Genomic DNA, 16,357 nt, shown 5'->3' with positions numbered 1-16,357 from the left:
GACCGGCCGGCGAGTCCCTGCCGGGGCAGCAGCGTGTCGGCCAGGCCGAGCCGGCGCCTGGCCTCCGCGGCGCCGATCCGCAGCCGCGCCCGCAGGAACTCCACCGTGTTCCGGTACCCGTCATCCAGCACCGATTCCGGCACCGCCGACTCACCCGTTCCGGGGGTTCCGGCGGGAGCAGCCGCAACAGACGTGCCGGAGGGAACCAAGGACAAGGACGTGCCGGAAGGATCCGAGGCCAAGGAAGTGCCGGCGGGTTCCACGGTTCCGGGTGCGCCGGTCTGCCACCCGGCGGGGCTCTCACGCCAGCCGGTGGTCCACGCGGTGACCGCCCCCGCCGCGACCCCCGTGGCCGCGGCTGCGGACTGCTTCCTGGTCCGGTCCACGGCGGCGGCCGCGACGAGCTGCAGATACTCCACCGCGCGGGAGACTTCCTCCACGCTGCCGGCGAAGTCCGACGCGGCCCGGAATCCCCACGACCCCGCATCCTCCACCGCCGTCGAACCCACAGCCCGCAGCGCGGTCAGGGCGGCGTCCAGACCGGATTGCCCGACCGGGGCTGCACCCCGGTCCGTGCCCTGCGCCTCGTCCTCGCAGGCGGTGAGATCCCTGATGAAATCCCTGACGGCTTCCATGGCTCGAGTCTATTTGAGGGCTCCGACAAAAGTGATGGGCACGGTTCCGCCTCGGAGTGACTCCGGTGCGGTGCACCCGGCCGAACCCCAAACGAACTGTGACCACGCACCCCGTTGGGTGCGTGGTCACGGTTGCGCGCGGAAAACAGCTGCGCGGGGATAAAGAGCTAGAGCTTCAGGATGCTGGTGAGCCGCTCGGTGTCCTGCCGCGTCCGGGCCTTGCCGAGGTACACCACGGCCGCGATCGAGGCCGCAGTGCCCAGGACCATCGGCAGAATCCACGGGATCCAGGTCAGGCCCGGCTGGTAGCCGAATCCGGCCGCAATGAAGATGATCCAGCTGAGCATACCGACGGATGCAGCAACTCCCGCGGGGACGGCGACGCCGTACTTCTGGTGGCGCTTGTCGTTGGCCCACACCACGAAACCCGCAGCCACGGTCACCATGGCGACCACAATCAGGGAAAGCATTCAGGACACCTCACGATGGAGAAACTGCGATGAAGGAACGGTGGTGGGAAGAACGGGGCTAGAGGGCACCGAAGCCGACGCGGCGGGCCTCTTCTGCGCCGATTTCCACGTAGCCCAGAACATTGGCGGGGACGATCACCAGGCGGCCTTTGTCGTCCGTCAGCCGCAGTTCGCTGCCCTTGGCGATCGCGTCGCCAACTACCTTGGCGACGGCTTCGGCATCCTGCGCCGATTCGAGGACAATTTCGCGGCCAATGTTTTGAATACCAATCTTTACTTCCACAGCAAGGCCTCCCAGCCAATCAACGTCCAAAAAATGTCTAAGGTCAATCTCTAGTTGTAGTCTAGGTCTCTTTGGGGAAGCGGGAGATTCCGCGCCAAGCTAAACGGTAGATGAGGTCACTGGCTACATCGAGATCCAGGTTCCCGTCCGTTTCCAGCCAATACCGTGCGCTCACGTGGGCCATGCCAGCGAGTCCGCGGCCCAGCAGCTGGGCCTCCAGCTCAGGCAGTTTGGTGTCCTCGGCGATGACGTGCGCGACGGCGTCGGCGAAGGTCTTGTTGAACGTTTCCAGCCGCGCGCTGACGTCGGGATCGTTAATCAGGTCCGACTCGAAGACGAGCCTGTGGGCCTGGTCGTCGTGCGCGATGAAGCGGAAGTAGGCGCGCATGACGGCCTGGACGCGCTCGTCATTGTCTGTGGTGGAGTTCAGGGCGCCAAGCAGGAGGTCGGTCAGCTTGCTGAGGTGGCTGTCCAGCAGAGCCAGGTAGAGGTCCCGCTTGGAGGGGAAGTGCTGGTACAACACCGGCTTGCTGACGTGGGCGGTCTCGGCGATCTCGTCCATGGCGGCACCGTGGTAGCCGTTCGCCACGAAAACTTCCTGCGCGGCCGCCAGCAGCTGCGCCCGGCGTTCGTCGCGGGGGAGGCGGGCCGAACGTTGCCCGCTCCGCGGCTGCACTGCCGTCGGCTTGCCGGACTCGTCCCGCTCCAACGGTGCCTGATGAACCACTGTCGGCCTTCTTTCCCTTAATTCACCCCATTGCGCGCAATGGCAATCGTCTGCATTTTGTACTGAACTACCTTGCACTCAATTACACCTTACGCGCGGGTAATATGACCTGGTGGTATCTTCGGGCATAGATTGAAGTATGGCTTCCAAGTTCACCGCCGCCGGTGCCCCCGCAACCCCCCAGACGAAGCTGGGTCCGCAGCCCGGACCGCTGGTCGACCCGGCTGCGGACCTCAGTCCGGACGAGGTGGAACGCTACTCGCGGCACCTGATCATTCCGGAGATCGGCGCGATCGGCCAGCGACGCCTCAAGAACGCGAAAGTCCTGGTGATCGGTGCCGGTGGCCTCGGCTCCCCGGCCCTGCTCTACCTCGCCGCCGCGGGGGTCGGCACCCTTGGCATCGTCGATGACGACGACGTCGACCTCAGCAACCTCCAACGCCAGATCATCCACGGTGTCGCGGATGTGGGCCGGCCGAAAATCGAGTCGGCTCGCGACGCCATTACGGCCCTGAACCCGCTCGTGGATGTCCGGCTCCACAACGTCCGGCTCGACGCGTCCAACGCACTGGAACTCTTTGCCGGCTACGACCTGATCCTCGACGGCGCCGACAACTTTGCCACGCGCTACCTCGTCAACGACGCCGCCGCCATCCTCGGCAAGCCCTACATTTGGGGATCGATTTTCCGTTTCGACGGCCAGGTCAGCGTCTTTTGGGAACAGTTCGGGCCCACCTACCGGGACCTCTACCCGGAGGCGCCGCCGCCCGGATCCGTGCCGTCCTGCGGCGAAGGCGGCGTGTTCGGCATGCTGTGCGCCGCCGTCGGAGCGCTGATGGTGACCGAGGCGGTCAAACTGATCACCGGCGTCGGCCGGTCCCTGCTGGGCCGGCTGGCGCTCTATGACGCGCTGGGCGGCACCTGGCGCGAGATCAAGGTGACCAAGGACCCGGCGGCAGCACGAATCACCGAACTCACCGACTACGAGGCCTTCTGCGGGATCACTCCAACGGCGGATGCCGGTACCGAGCACACCGTGACGGCGACCCAGCTCGCCACCATGCTGGCCTCCCGCAAGGCCGGCCTCAAGGACTTCCACCTCGTGGACGTGCGGGAGCAGGGAGAATACGAAATCGTCCGCATTGAGGGCTCGGAGCTGATCCCGCAAAGCCGCATCCTTGCCGGCGAGGCGTGGCAGGAACTGCCCCAGGATGCCGAAATTGTCTTCCACTGCAAGGCCGGAACACGATCCGCCGCCGTCCTGTCCGCGGCCCGCGCCGCCGGGTACGGGCGCGTCAGCCACCTCGAAGGCGGCATTCTCGCCTGGGTAAGGGACGTGGAGCCCGGGAAACCGGTGTACTGAGCCTTGGCGGGCCATATGGCCAGCAAGGCCGCGATACCGCACAACACGCTCCGCCGAGCGGCGCCCTAAAACGAAAGGCTTGGTCATGAGCGAGGAAGATGTCGTGAAAGAGGAAGACGCCGTGAGCCAGGAAAATGCCGTGAGCCAGGAAAATACAGTGACGTCCCAGCGCAAGATTGGCTCCGGGTTCGGCCGGGATTCGACGGCGGCCGACGTCATTGCCGGCATCGACCTGACCGGGAAGACCGCTATTGTCACGGGCGGCTACTCGGGGCTGGGCCTGGAGACCGTGCGGGCGCTGGCCTCCGCTGGCGCCACTGTCGTGGTGCCGGCCCGGCGGCCCGAGCATGCCCGCGACGTCCTGGCCGCGGCGGGGCTGACGCCGGCAACGGCTGGCGGCGGCGTCAGCGTCGCCGAGCTGGACCTTGCGGACCTGGCCAGTGTGAAGGCGTTCGCCGCCGGCTTCCTGGCCGGCCCGGCGACCGGAACGGCACCTGGCGCGGCGCCGGGCTCAAGCCGCAGCCTGGACATCCTCATCAACAACGCCGCCATCATGGCAAGTCCGGAGCAAAGGGTGGGACCCGGCTGGGAATCACAGTTCGCCACGAACCACCTGGGCCATTTTGCCTTGACCAACCTGCTGTGGCCGGCGCTTGCCGCGGCGCAGGGAGCCCGCGTGGTCTCGCTGTCCTCGACCGGCCACAAGCTCTCGGCCATTCGCTTCGATGACATCAATTTCGACGCCGGCTACGACAAGTGGCGTGCCTACGGCCAGGCCAAGACGGCGAACGCGCTCTTCGCCGTCCAGCTCGATGCCCTGGGCCGGAACTTTGGCGTGCGCGCCTTCGCAGTACATCCCGGCGGGATCATGACGGAGCTGCAACGGCACCTGCCGCGGGAGGAAATGATCGCCGCGGGCTGGATGGACGAGCACGGCAAACTCGACCCGCGGTTCAAGACACCCGCGCAGGGCGCCGCCACCTCGGTCTGGGCCGCGACGGCGCCGGCGCTCGAAGGAATGGGCGGCGTCTACTGCGAGGACTGCGACATCGCCGAAGCCACGGTGCCGGGATCGCCCGAAGCCAGGATCAGGGGAGTGGATGCCCACGCGGTGGACCGGGAGGCGGCCACACGGCTGTGGCAGGTGTCGGCCGAAATGACCGGGATCAACGCTTTCCCCGGATAATCCAGGGATAAGCCGCGGTGCGGGGAGGCGCGGGGCAGCTACGCGGTTTCGCGGATGTCGCCCGCTGCGGGGCTCGGGTCGCCGGGGTTATGGACACCGGGGTTGTGGACAGCGGCGTTGTGGTCCACGGGGCACGCGGCCCCGGAACCGGCGGCACCTGCAACCGTTGCGCCGGCGGTAGGCTCCACCGTGATGCCGTACAGCGCCTCAAGACCGGCAATGTAGGCGTCCTGCTGTCCGTTGGAGGCCAGTTCGCGGGCCCTGACGGTGGGGACGTGGAGAAGCTGTTTCACCATGCGGCGCAGGGCAAATTCGACTTCTTCGGCGGCGGCCGTGCAGCCGTGCCGGGCCCGGACCTTTTCCATTTCCGCATCCAGGACGTTCATCGTGTGGCGGCGCAAGGCGACGATCGCCGAGTCGACGCTCCTGGCCTCGCGCTCCTGCTCAAAGGCGCTGGCCGCCCCGGCCACGATGCTGCTGGCCTGTTCGAGCGACTCGGCCTGTTCCTGCGGTGCGGCCAGCCGGACCGATTCCAGCGTAAGCAGTTCAACGCCGTCGAGGTCGCCGACCGCCGGGTCGAAGTCATGGGTCAAAGCGAGATCGATCGCGATCAGCGGCTGGGGCGAGTTCGCCCGGATCCGGGCGAGTTCGTCCGCTTCGACCCGGCTGTCGGAGCCGCTGCAGCCGATCATGACGTTGGCGGCGGCAACTGCGCCCGGAAGCGTGTCCTCGTTCAGTGCCGTGCCGCCCCGGGTGGCGACGAAGCCGGCGGCGCGGCCGGAGGAGGAATAGACAAAGACATCGGTGCAGCCACGTTCCCGCAGCAGGGACATGGTGGCACCGGCGTAGGCGCCGGTCCCGAAGACGACGGCTTTCTTGGCGGACCAGTCCGGGTTTTCCGACAGGTCCGTGGCGAGGTCAAGGGCCACGGAGACGATGGAGAGCCCGCGCGAACCCAACGCCGTCTGGGCACCGACGTCCTTCGCGGTCTTGGACGCGGCCTGGAACAGCCGGACCAGGCCGGAGCTGGCAGTGCCCTCGTGTTGGGCCGTGATCAAGGCGCGGCGCACCTGCCCGGCAATTTCCCGTTCGCCCACCACGGCGGAGTCCAGCCCGGAGCTGACCGAGAAGAGGTGCTGGCTGACCTCGGCGCCGGTGCGGGTGCTGAAGGCGCGGGAGACGAGCTGATCGTTGAGTCCGCTGGCGCCGCTGATGTGGGTGATGAGGGCCGCCCGGGCCGCGGCGACGGCGTCCGGATGGGGGGCTTCGCCGTAGATTTCAAGGCGGTTGCAGGTGGCAAGGACAACGGCACCCGCCACGGCCGGCGATCCGGCGAGGGCGGATGTGGCGATCCCTGAAGCACCGGTGCTCAACTGAGCAACGGTTTCGAGGTCGATGTCGGCGTGTGTAGCCACCAATGAAAAAAGAACCACAGCATCACCATCATAGCTTTTTCGCGCCCGTGTAGAACAACTGTCCGGGCGTGGGCTCAGGCACCCTGGCCTGTGATTCCCGCCACGACCCGGCACTCGGGGCCGGTGTCAGAGCCGGCGTGACAGGCTGTCGTTATCTTTTGGCCACAAATTTGGGCACAATCGAAGTCATGACTCCAAGCGCTGCGGCACGTGCCGGCACGACCACATTCAGTACGTCCGACAACGGCGCAGCCGGCAATGCAGCCATTGACGGCGCCGCCACAGACGGCGCCGCCCGCGGCCTCGACGCCGGCCACCCGCTGATGGACGGCCGCACCGCGGATTCGCCGCTGATCACCGCCTACCGCGGCGGCAAGCCCTCCCGTCGTCCCGTCTGGTTCATGCGCCAGGCCGGCCGCTCACTGCCCGAATACCTCAAGGTCCGTGAGGGCGTCGCGATGCTGGACTCGTGCCTGCGCCCCGAGCTGGCCTCAGAAATCACCCTGCAGCCGGTCCGCCGCCACGATGTCGATGCCGCCATCTTCTTCTCGGACATTGTCATCCCGCTCAAGCTGGCCGGTGTCGGAGTGGACATCGTGCCCGGCGTCGGACCCGTCCTGGACAAACCGGTCCGCACGGCCGCTGACGTTGCCGCCCTGCCGCAGCTGACCTGGGAGGCCTTGGAGCCCATCCGCGAAGCCGTCCGGCTCACGGTGGCCGAGCTCGGCAGCACCCCGCTGATCGGCTTCGCCGGTGCGCCCTTTACCCTCGCCGCGTACATGGTGGAAGGCAAGCCTTCCCGCGACCATCTCGGCCCGCGCACCATGATGCACGCCGACCCCGAAACCTGGACTGCCCTGGCCAACTGGGCCGCCGATGCCTCGGGGATGTTCCTCCGCGCACAGCTGGAAGCCGGCGCCTCCGCCGGCCAGCTCTTCGACTCCTGGGCCGGTTCGCTGGGACTTGCCGACTACCAGCGCTTCGTTGCGCCGGCGTCGTCCCGTGCCCTGGACCATGTCCGGCACCTGGGCGCACCCCTGATCCACTTCGGCACCGGCACCTCGGAACTGCTCGTCGCGATGCGCGACGTCGGCGTTGACGTCGTGGGGGTCGACTACCGGCTGCCGCTGGACGAAGCCAACCGCCGCCTCGGCGGCACCGTCCCGCTGCAGGGCAACATCGACCCGGCACTGCTTTCGGCGCCGTGGGAAGTCCTCGAAGCCCACGTCCGAGAGGTGATCGCCGCCGGCTCCGCGGCACCCGGGCACGTCCTGAACCTCGGCCACGGTGTGCCGCCGGAGACGGACCCTGAGGTGCTCACGCGCGTCGTCGAACTCATCCACTCCATCGCTCCGGAGTAGGGGCGTGGACGCAGGCACCGCCGGGACTCCCGTGGAAGGCACCGCCGTCGTGATCGGGGGCGGGATTTCCGGGCTGCTTGCGGCACGGGAATTCGCCCGGGCCGGGGTCAGCACCACCGTCCTGGAGGCCGGCGAGGCCTGGGGCGGCTGTGTCGGCAGCCATGTCGTGGCCGGACTGACCCTGGACAGCGGCGCGGAGTCTTTCGCCACCCGCACCGCCGCCGTAGCCGATCTCGCCGCGGAGTTGGGGCTGGCCGGCGGGATCGTCGCGCCGAACCCCGGCGGGGCCTGGGTCCAGTTGCCTGACGGCCCCCGGGAACTGCCTAAGACCGGTGTGCTGGGCATCCCGGCGAGCCCGTGGGACCCGGAAGTCCGCCGGTCGCTGGGCCTGCTGGGATCCCTCCGCGCCTCCGTCGACGCCGTGCTGCCGGCCTCGCTGGGCACCGCTGACGGGGCAACCAGCGTGTCAGCCCTGGTCCGCCGGCGGATGGGCAGGCGGGTCCTGGACCGGCTCGTCGCACCGGTGGTCGGCGGCGTGCACTCGGCCGACCCGTCGGTGCTCGACGTCGACATGGTGGCCCCCGGTCTGCGGGCCGGCATCCGCCAGCATGGTTCCCTGGCCGCCGCCGTCGCGGCCCAGCGCAGGGGAGCGGCGGCCGCCACGGGCGGCCCCCCCGGACCAGCCGGACCGTCCGGAGCAGGCCAGGCCGGCGGGCTCCAGAAGGCCGGTTCCGCCGTCGCCGGCCTTCGCGGCGGCATGCACACCCTCGTCGCCGCCCTGCTGGCCGATCTGCGTCAGCGCGGAGTCATCCTGCTGCCCGGCACCGCGGCCCGGTCAGTGCGGCGCACCGCCGACGGCTGGCGCGTGGCCACGGACCAGGCCACTTTCGACGCCGGGCTCCTCGCGATTGCGGTCGACGGTCCCGCCGCCGTCGGGCTGCTTGAGGAGTCCCTGCCGGAACTTGCCGGCCACCGCCCCGATGCCGGACCCGACGTCAGCCTTGTCACGCTCGTAGTGGACCTCCCGGCCCTTGACGCGGCGCCACGCGGCACCGGCGTGCTTGTTGCGCCGCAGAGCCCGGGTGTGCAGGCCAAGGCGTTGACGCACGCCACCGCCAAATGGGCGTGGCTGGCGGAGCAGGCAGGCCCGGGACGGCATGTGCTCCGGCTCTCCTACGGGCGGAGCGCAGCTCCAGGGGCTGTTACTCCCCGGGCATTGCCCGAGTCCCGCGGCGGCGGACTGGCCGCGGCGCCGCGCTCCGACGATGAACTTTTCCGCGCAGCCCTTGCTGATGCGTCGGCCCTGCTGGCAGTGCCAGTCGGCGCCGGGGACGTGGCCGATTGGGACGTGGTCCGCTGGGCCGGCGCGCTGCCGTTTGCGTCCCTGGGCCACAGGCAGCGCATCGCGGCCGTCCGGAGCGTCTGTGCCGCGGACGGCACGCTTGCCGTGGTGGGTGGCTGGCTGTCCGGCAATGGCCTGGCAGCGATCGTGGCCGACACCCCGCAGCAGGTCCGCGCCCTGTTGTCCTGAACGCGGCTGCGCTGAATGTGGCTGCGCTGAATGTGGTTGCCTCAATGTGCGTGCGCTGAATTTGGTGACCCTGAATTAGGCTGTTCCGAACGAGGTTCCTGAGTCCCAAACACACCTTCAGTCACACGAATCACAGCGGTTCCAAAGGCACCCTGAACCCCTCCGGTCCCTGCGGTTTCGTGCCGGAAATTCGCGGTTTTTGCAAGTTTTTCCTGCTGGTCGATTCCGGCTAGGCTCGATGACCATGTTTATTTTCAGGTCCAAGGTGTCAACAACGAAGACCGGCCGCCATCGGGGCCTTCGAAGCGGCGCGGCGGCGGTCGTGCTCGGGGCCGTCCTGGCTGGCACCGTCGGGGCTCCTGCCTCGCAGGCGGCCGCAGGGTTGTCCGCGGCGGCGTCCACCGCACCGTCCGCGCAGGGTTCGCTGACCCTCGGCCTCGGCGACGTGCTGGACAGCCTGCTGGGCTCCTCGACGACGCCGAGCCCCTCGCCGTCCGCCGGCTCGGGCGAGTCCTCCCCGTCGCCGTCGCGCGGCAGCAGCCCGGAACCCAGCGACCCCGAGCCCAGCGACCCTGAGCCCAGCGACCCCGAGCCCAGCGATCCCGAACCCACGGCCCCGCGCACCAGTACCCCACCGGCGTCGAGCACCCCGCCCGCGAAGGTTGCGCCGCCCGCCGGGCCGCAGGACCCCGCCACTCCGCCCGCCGCCCCGGCTCCGGGAGCTCCCGCCGCAGGCGGATCCGCCGGGTCTGCCCCCACCGGGCAGGCCCCCGGCCGGCCGGCACCGGGCAGCGCGGCCGCCGACCCGGCCGCCGATCCACAGTCCGGCACCTCTGTGCCGGCCGCGGGCAACGGTGCCGGCGCGCAGGCGACGGCCTCGAGGTCGGCCACACCGCACCCGTCCCCAACGGGTTCAAACACAGCCGGCTGGACCCAGGCACCGGCTCCGGCCAAGGGCCACTCCGGCAACTCCTCCCTCGAGGCAACCTCGACGTTGGAACCGGCCGGCCTGTCCCCGCTGGTCGGCTGGGGCATCGGCCTGGTGGCGCTCTCGCTCGGCGCCGGCGCCGCGGTCCTCCGGATGCGCCGGAGCTGACAGGACCCGCCCCCGCGGACGCGCCCCTCACGCAGACCCGCCTCCCACGGACTCGCCTCCCGCGGACCCGCCTCCCACCTCCCGCGCCCCGCATGTGAAATAAAGCACTTCTACGCATTGTAGAAGTGCTTTTTTTCGACTTAGCTGGGGAGAGGAGGCAGACTGGTATGCATGAGCCACACTTCTGCCGAATCTGTCACTAAAACCGGAATGTCAGCCCCCGGAGAATCAGTCGCCGGGGCATCGGCGCCCGAAGATTCAACTGAGCAGTTCTTCACCCTTTGGACCGTATTCAAGCGGTCAGCGGACATCCTGCGCGGCGCCGATGCCGCTGAGGACTTCGAGGCCCTGATGAAGAGCCTCGCCGACGACGGAGTTGTCCACCGCGGCAGCTACGACGTCTCGGCGATGCGGGCCGACGCGGACATCATGGTCTGGTTGCACGGTCCCCGGCCGGAAGCCCTGCAGCGGGCAGTGCGGGACATCCGGCGCAGCAAGCTGTTCGCCGGCACCGAGATCGTCTGGTCCGCCATGGGCGTGCACCGGGAGGCCGAGTTCGCCAAGAACCATACCCCGGCGTTCTCCCGCGGCGTGGAACCGGCGGAATGGCTCTGCGTCTACCCCTTCGTCCGCTCCTACGAGTGGTACCTGCTCCCGGACGCCGAGCGCGGCGCCATGCTCCGCGACCACGGCATGCTGGGCCGCGACTTCCCCCAGGTCATCTCCAACACCGTCTCCTCCTTCGCCCTCGGCGACTGGGAATGGATCCTCGGACTGGAAGCCCCCGAGCTCGTGGACCTCGTGGACCTGATGCGCCACCTGCGCGCCACCGAAGCCCGGCACCACGTCCGCGAGGAAATCCCCTTCTACACCGGCCGCCGCGTCACCGCCGCCGAGATTGCCGAGGTCCTGGCATGAGCCCGCTCGATCCGCAGGAATCCGCCGCCCCGGTAACCGCCGTGAACACCGTCACCGAGGCCGGCCGGATGGCCCCCAAGGAGTACGACGCCGTGCTCCTCGCCTCGTTCGGCGGACCCGAAGGCCAGGAGGACGTCATCCCGTTCCTCCGCAACGTCACCCGCGGCCGCGGCATCCCCGACGAACGGCTCGAAGAGGTCTCGCACCACTACCGCGCCAACGGCGGCATCAGCCCCATCAACGGACAGAACCGTCAGCTCAAGGCCGGCCTCGAGGCCGAACTTGCAGCCCGCGGCATCGCGCTGCCGGTGTTCTGGGGCAACCGCAACTGGGACCCGTACATCCCGCAGACCCTGCAGGAGATCTACGACGCCGGCCACCGCAAGGTGCTCATGCTCACCACGAGTGCCTACTCCTGTTACTCCAGCTGCCGCCAGTACCGCGAGGACATCGGCATGGCGCTGACCGAAACCGGGCTCGACGGCAAGCTCGAGGTCGACAAGGTGCGCCAGTACTTCGACCACCCCGGGTTCGTGGAACCCTTCATCGAGGGAACCGGGGCCGGCCTCGCCGACGTCCGTGCCCAGCTGGCCGCGGCCGGCACCCCGGACGCCCCCGTGCACATCCTGTTCGCGACGCACTCCATCCCGACCCGCGACGCCGAGGCCGCCGGCCGGTCCGAGGGCGAGCCGCGCACTTTTGAGGAAGACTCCGCCTACGCCGCACAACACCTGGCCTCCGGTACCGAGATCATCCGCCGGGTGGAAGACGCGACCGGCCTGACCGCACCCTGGTCCCTCGTCTACCAGTCCCGCTCCGGCGCCCCGCACGTGCCGTGGCTCGAACCGGACATCAACGACGCCATCGAGGAGCTCGCGGGCCAGGGCGTCAAGGGCATCGTGATTGTGCCGCTGGGCTTTGTCAGCGACCACATGGAAGTGGTCTGGGACCTGGACACCGAGGCGCTTGAGACCTGCGCCCGGCTGGAACTGGCCGCAACCCGTGTCCCCACGCCCGGAACGCACCGCAAGTTTGTCGCCGGGCTTGTGGACCTCATCTGCGAGCGGACCGTCGCGAACAATATTGCCGAGCGGCCGCACCTGACCAACCTCGGCCCCTGGTACGACGTCTGCCGTCCCGGCTGCTGCGCTAACTTCCGCGGCGAAAAACCCACCATCGCCGGAGCCGACACCACCGTCGGGACCGGACACGATCCCTACCCGGCCGCCCCCGCGGCGGCGGGAAGGGCAGCCGCGGCTGCTGCTGCGGCGGGCCAGGGGACCGCATGAGCGTCCGGATCGGCACGCGCGCCAGCAAACTCGCCCTGACCCAGACCCAGCAGACCGCGGACCAGCTGGCCGCCGTCGGCGGGTTCCCCGTGGAGCTGGTCCATATCCGGACCGACGGCGACGTCCTCAAAGGCTCGCTGTCCCAGATGGGCGGTACCGGCGTCTTCGTCGCCGCGCTCCGCGACGCCCTGTTGCAGGACACCTGCGACATCGCCGTGCATTCGCTCAAGGACCTCCCGACCGGTCCGGCCCTCGGCCTGAGCCTCGCGGCCACACCCCAACGCGTCGACGTCCGGGACGTGCTGTGCGCCCGCGACGGGCTGAAGCTCGCCGACCTGCCGAGAGGCGCGAGCGTCGGCACCGGCTCCCCGCGCCGCGCGGCCCAGCTCCGTGCCGTGCGCCCGGACCTGGACATCCGCGACATCCGCGGCAACGTGGACACCCGGCTGGGACGCGTCCCCGGGCTGTCGGGCAACACGAACGATGCCGTCGTTGACGGCAAGTCAAACGACCTCGACGCCGTCGTGCTCGCAGCCGCTGGACTGCACCGGATCGGCCGGCTCGACGCGGTCAGCGAATACCTCGAGACGGACATCATGCTGCCGGCCGCCGGGCAGGGTGCCCTGGCCATCGAATGCCGCACCGCCGACGCCCCCCGCCGGGCAGGGTCCACGGAAGGCTCCCAGGGCGTGCTGGCGCAGGCCCTCGCGGCCCTCGATGATCCGGACACCCGGCTCGCCGTCACGGCGGAACGGGCTTTGCTGGCCCGGCTGGAGGCCGGATGCGCCGCCCCGGTGGGCGCCTACGCCTACCGCAAGGGCAGCATGCTGTACCTCGAAGCGGTGGTCTGCGCCGTCGACGGCACGGCAACCGTCCGCGACAAGAAGGCCACCGACGCCCTCACCGAGGTCGGGGCAACGCTGCTCGGGATCGAGCTGGCGGAAGTCCTGCTGGCCCGCGGCGCCGCGGACATCGCGGACCTGACAGCCTCCTGAACCACGGATCCACCACTTCATGGCACCGCACAGCGACCGCAACCACACGGGCGGCCCAACCGGCATGAGGGTGCCGGAGGGCGCCCGCGTGCTGGTTGCCCGCAGCCCGGACCGCGCGGGGGAACTCGTCACGGCCCTGCGCCGTGCCGGCGCCGAGCCGCTGCTGCTCCCGCTGATTGACTTTGAGCAGGCCAGCGACCAGCACTCCCTCGACGTCGCCTTCGACGCCCTCGGCGCCGGGGCCTACACGTGGCTCGTGATCAGCAGCGTGACCACGGTCCAGGCCCTTGAGGCGAAAGCCGCGGAACGCGGCGCCTCCCTCAGTAGCTGGCTGCCCGGCAGCATCCTCGTGGCCACGATCGGCCCGGCGACCCGCCGTGAGCTGGAGTCCCGGGGCATCAGCGTCGACCTTGCACCCACGGGCCAGCAATCCGGCACGGGCCTGCTCGACATCTGGCCCGCGAACCAAGGCAGCGTGCTCCTGCCCCAGGCGGACATAGCGGACCCGCGGCTGCGCAAGGGCCTCGAGGCCCGCGGTGCGGCCGTCCAGGCCGTCACCGCGTACAACACCGTCGACTATCCTGCCGATCCGCGGCGGGCGCTGCCCGCATTCCCGCCGGCCCCGCCACAGGCGACCATGTCGCAGGGGATCAGTCCGGCCGGGCAGGACGCGCCGCCGCCCACCGTGCTCACCACGGCCGAGGCGAAAGCCGAAATCGGGGCCGGGCGGCTGCACGCCGTCGTCGCCGCCTCCCCGAGCGCCGCCCGCCGCATCCACGCGGACATCGGCCCGCTGGGCACCTGCCGTTTCGTCGCCATCGGACGCTCGACGGCGGCCGAGGCGGCCTCCCTCGGACTCAGCGTCGACGCCGTCGCCGAAGAGCCGACGGCGTCCGGCCTGGTTGCCGCAGTCGTCCGGTCCCTTGACCACCAGCAGCCCCCACCGCATCCGTCAGCCGCAGAGCCCTCAGCAAAGGACACCATATGAGCTTCCCGACCCACCGCCCCCGCCGGCTCCGCACCACCCCGGCCATGCGCCGGCTGACGGCCGAACACCGGCTCTCAGCCTCGGAGCTCATCCTGCCGGCCTTCATCCGCGAAGGCCTGAGTGAGCCCAACCCGATCGCCTCGATGCCCGGCGTGCAGCAGCACACCACCGATTCGCTCAGGCGTGCCGCGGCCGAGGCTGTCCAGCTGGGTGTCGGCGGCATCATGCTGTTCGGCGTCCCCGCCGTACGGGACGCGCGCGGGACGGCGTCGCTGGACCCCGGCGGCGTGCTGAACAAAGCCATCCGCGACGTCCGCGCCGAGGTCGGCGACGACCTCGTGGTCATGAGCGACGTGTGCCTGGACGAATTCACCGACCACGGCCACTGCGGTGTCCTGGACGCCAACGGCTATGTCGACAACGATGCCACCCTGGAAATCTACGGCCGGATGGCGGTTGCCCAGGCCGACGCCGGCGCCCACGTCCTGGGCCCGTCGGGCATGATGGACGGCCAGGTCGCCGTGATCCGGCAGGCCCTCGAGGACGCCGGGCACGCCAACACCGCGATCGTGGCCTACGCAGCGAAATACGCCTCCGCGTTCTACGGCCCGTTCCGCGAGGCCGTCGACTCGCAGCTGACCGGCGACCGCCGCACCTACCAGATGGACGCCGCCAACCGCCGGGAGGCCATCCTCGAGGTGGACCTGGACCTGGCCGAAGGCGCCGACATGGTCATGGTGAAGCCTGCCATGAGCTACCTGGACATCCTCGCCGACGTCGCCGCCATGAGCCCGGTCCCCGTGGCCGCCTACCAGATTTCCGGCGAGTACTCGATGATCGAGGCCGCCGCCGCAAACGGCTGGATCGACCGCCGGGCCGCCATCACCGAGTCCGTCCTGGGCATCAAGCGCGCCGGCGCCAACATGGTGCTGACCTACTGGGCGAGTGAGCTCGCCGGCTGGCTGAAGGAAACCCGATGAACACGGCCCCCGAATCCGCGGATGCCCCGCTCAATTCCATACCCACCGCGCCGGTGGGGCCCAACCGCATCCTCCTGGGCCTGAACACCTTCGGCGACGTCGGGGTCTTCCCGGACGGCCATCCCGTCCCGCACGCCCAGGTGCTGCGCCAGCTCCTGGAACAGGCCGAACTCGCGGACCAGATCGGCCTGCACGCCTTCGCGGTGGGGGAGCACCACCGCCGCGACTTCGCGGTCTCCGCCCCGGAGGTATTCCTGGCCGCGGCGGCCGCCCGCACCAAGAACATCCGTCTCGGCTCGGCCGTGACAGTGCTCAGCTCCGATGACCCGATACGGGTGTTCCAGCGCTTCGCCACCGTGGACGCCATCTCCGGCGGCCGGGCAGAGGTCATGCTGGGCCGCGGCTCCTTCATCGAGTCTTTCCCTCTGTTCGGTCTGGACCTGGCGGACTACGAGGTCCTGTTCGAGGAAAAGCTCGAGCTCTTCGACAAGGTCCGGGCGCAGAAACCGGTCCACTGGGAGGGACGTACCCGGCCGGCCATCAGCGGCCTGAGCGTCTACCCGCCGCTGGAACACCACCTGCTGCCGACCTGGATCGGCGTCGGCGGCACGCCCGAGTCGGTGCTGCGCTGCGCCGAGTATGGCTACCCGATCATTTTCGCGATCATTGGCGGCCAGCCGCGGTCCTTCGCGCCCCTGGCCAACCTCTACCGTGAGGCCATGGCCAAGTACGGGCACCCGATGCAGCAGATGGCCACGCATTCGCCCGGCCACGTTGCCGCCACGGATGAGGAAGCCCGCGAGGAGTTCTTCCCGCACTGGCTACAGCAGCGGAACCGGATCGGGGCCGAACGCGGCTGGGGCCCGGCCAGCCGGGGCGAGTTCGACGCGATGTGTACGCCCGAGGGGGCCCTCTATGTCGGGTCACCGGAAACCGTGGCCGCGAAGATTGCCCTGCTCAAAAAGAACCTGGGGGTGGACCGCTTTGATCTCAAGTACAGCAACGGCACCCTGCCGCACGCGGCCATGATGCGCTCCATTGAACTGTTCGGCACCGAAGTGGCGCCCCGCGTGGCCGCGTTGCTGAGCGCCAACTGAACTGGCCGCGAACTGACTTCGCC

General features: G+C 69.5%; 15 protein-coding genes and 1 pseudogene. 11 read left to right on the top strand and 5 right to left on the bottom strand.

All coding sequences use genetic code 11. The annotated features are described in order from the left end of the window. The 4 genes and pseudogenes from AC1DZV_RS19365 to AC1DZV_RS19350 form a co-directional block, all read right to left on the bottom strand. Nucleotides 1–635 (bottom strand): annotated as a pseudogene (locus AC1DZV_RS19365) (hypothetical protein); the annotation flags it as partial. A gap of 167 nt (nt 636–802) precedes the next feature. Then, a complete protein-coding gene (locus tag AC1DZV_RS19360) occupies nt 803–1,105 on the bottom strand; it encodes a hypothetical protein (RefSeq protein WP_079552845.1) in 303 nt (100 codons plus the stop codon). A 58-nt stretch (nt 1,106–1,163) separates the two neighbouring features. Then, nucleotides 1,164–1,388, bottom strand: a complete 225-nt coding sequence (locus AC1DZV_RS19355; RefSeq protein ID WP_028278253.1) for a DUF3107 domain-containing protein — start codon at nt 1,386–1,388, stop codon at nt 1,164–1,166. 61 nt (nt 1,389–1,449) lie between these two features. Further along, nucleotides 1,450–2,097 (bottom strand): TetR/AcrR family transcriptional regulator, encoded by a 648-nt coding sequence (locus AC1DZV_RS19350; RefSeq protein WP_279294506.1) that lies wholly within the window; start codon nt 2,095–2,097, stop codon nt 1,450–1,452. A 157-nt stretch (nt 2,098–2,254) separates the two neighbouring features. Between AC1DZV_RS19350 and moeB the strand changes: the two genes are divergently transcribed. Further along, complete coding sequence (gene moeB / locus AC1DZV_RS19345; protein ID WP_476951129.1) at nt 2,255–3,478, top strand: molybdopterin-synthase adenylyltransferase MoeB; 1,224 nt, start codon at nt 2,255–2,257, stop codon at nt 3,476–3,478. 85 nt (nt 3,479–3,563) lie between these two features. Beyond that, nucleotides 3,564–4,664: an SDR family NAD(P)-dependent oxidoreductase gene (locus AC1DZV_RS19340; RefSeq protein WP_476954391.1), complete on the top strand. Its 1,101-nt coding sequence runs from the start codon at nt 3,564–3,566 to the stop codon at nt 4,662–4,664. 38 nt (nt 4,665–4,702) lie between these two features. Here the strand turns inward: AC1DZV_RS19340 and AC1DZV_RS19335 are convergent, their stop codons facing one another. Beyond that, nucleotides 4,703–6,097 (bottom strand): glutamyl-tRNA reductase, encoded by a 1,395-nt coding sequence (locus tag AC1DZV_RS19335; protein WP_476951127.1) that lies wholly within the window; start codon nt 6,095–6,097, stop codon nt 4,703–4,705. A 170-nt stretch (nt 6,098–6,267) separates the two neighbouring features. Between AC1DZV_RS19335 and hemE the strand changes: the two genes are divergently transcribed. From hemE to AC1DZV_RS19290, 9 genes are all read left to right on the top strand, one after another. Beyond that, nucleotides 6,268–7,440, top strand: a complete 1,173-nt coding sequence (gene hemE, locus AC1DZV_RS19330) for a uroporphyrinogen decarboxylase (protein WP_476943551.1) — start codon at nt 6,268–6,270, stop codon at nt 7,438–7,440. 4 nt (nt 7,441–7,444) lie between these two features. Next, the gene (locus AC1DZV_RS19325; protein WP_476954390.1) at nt 7,445–8,971 is read left to right on the top strand and encodes a protoporphyrinogen/coproporphyrinogen oxidase; all 1,527 of its coding nucleotides are present in this window, start codon (nt 7,445–7,447) and stop codon (nt 8,969–8,971) included. A 238-nt stretch (nt 8,972–9,209) separates the two neighbouring features. After that, complete coding sequence (locus AC1DZV_RS19320) at nt 9,210–10,067, top strand: hypothetical protein (protein WP_476954389.1); 858 nt, start codon at nt 9,210–9,212, stop codon at nt 10,065–10,067. 171 nt (nt 10,068–10,238) lie between these two features. Continuing rightward, nucleotides 10,239–10,985, top strand: a complete 747-nt coding sequence (gene hemQ / locus AC1DZV_RS19315) for a hydrogen peroxide-dependent heme synthase (protein ID WP_476954388.1) — start codon at nt 10,239–10,241, stop codon at nt 10,983–10,985. After that, the gene (locus AC1DZV_RS19310; protein ID WP_476951123.1) at nt 10,982–12,274 is read left to right on the top strand and encodes a ferrochelatase; all 1,293 of its coding nucleotides are present in this window, start codon (nt 10,982–10,984) and stop codon (nt 12,272–12,274) included. The genes hemQ and AC1DZV_RS19310 overlap by 4 nt, the downstream gene beginning before the upstream one ends. Continuing rightward, nucleotides 12,271–13,269: a hydroxymethylbilane synthase gene (hemC, locus tag AC1DZV_RS19305; protein ID WP_476951122.1), complete on the top strand. Its 999-nt coding sequence runs from the start codon at nt 12,271–12,273 to the stop codon at nt 13,267–13,269. The genes AC1DZV_RS19310 and hemC overlap by 4 nt, the downstream gene beginning before the upstream one ends. A 19-nt stretch (nt 13,270–13,288) precedes the next feature. Next, a complete protein-coding gene (locus AC1DZV_RS19300; protein WP_476954387.1) occupies nt 13,289–14,257 on the top strand; it encodes a uroporphyrinogen-III synthase in 969 nt (322 codons plus the stop codon). Continuing rightward, nucleotides 14,254–15,237, top strand: a complete 984-nt coding sequence (gene hemB, locus AC1DZV_RS19295; protein WP_476954386.1) for a porphobilinogen synthase — start codon at nt 14,254–14,256, stop codon at nt 15,235–15,237. Before AC1DZV_RS19300 ends, hemB begins: the two co-directional genes overlap by 4 nt. After that, complete coding sequence (locus tag AC1DZV_RS19290) at nt 15,234–16,334, top strand: LLM class flavin-dependent oxidoreductase (RefSeq protein WP_476951119.1); 1,101 nt, start codon at nt 15,234–15,236, stop codon at nt 16,332–16,334. The genes hemB and AC1DZV_RS19290 overlap by 4 nt, the downstream gene beginning before the upstream one ends. Nucleotides 16,335–16,357 lie beyond the last annotated feature (23 nt).

Source organism: Arthrobacter sp. P1_D12, assembly GCF_056406175.1.
This window is presented reverse-complemented; position numbering and strand designations above follow the sequence as displayed.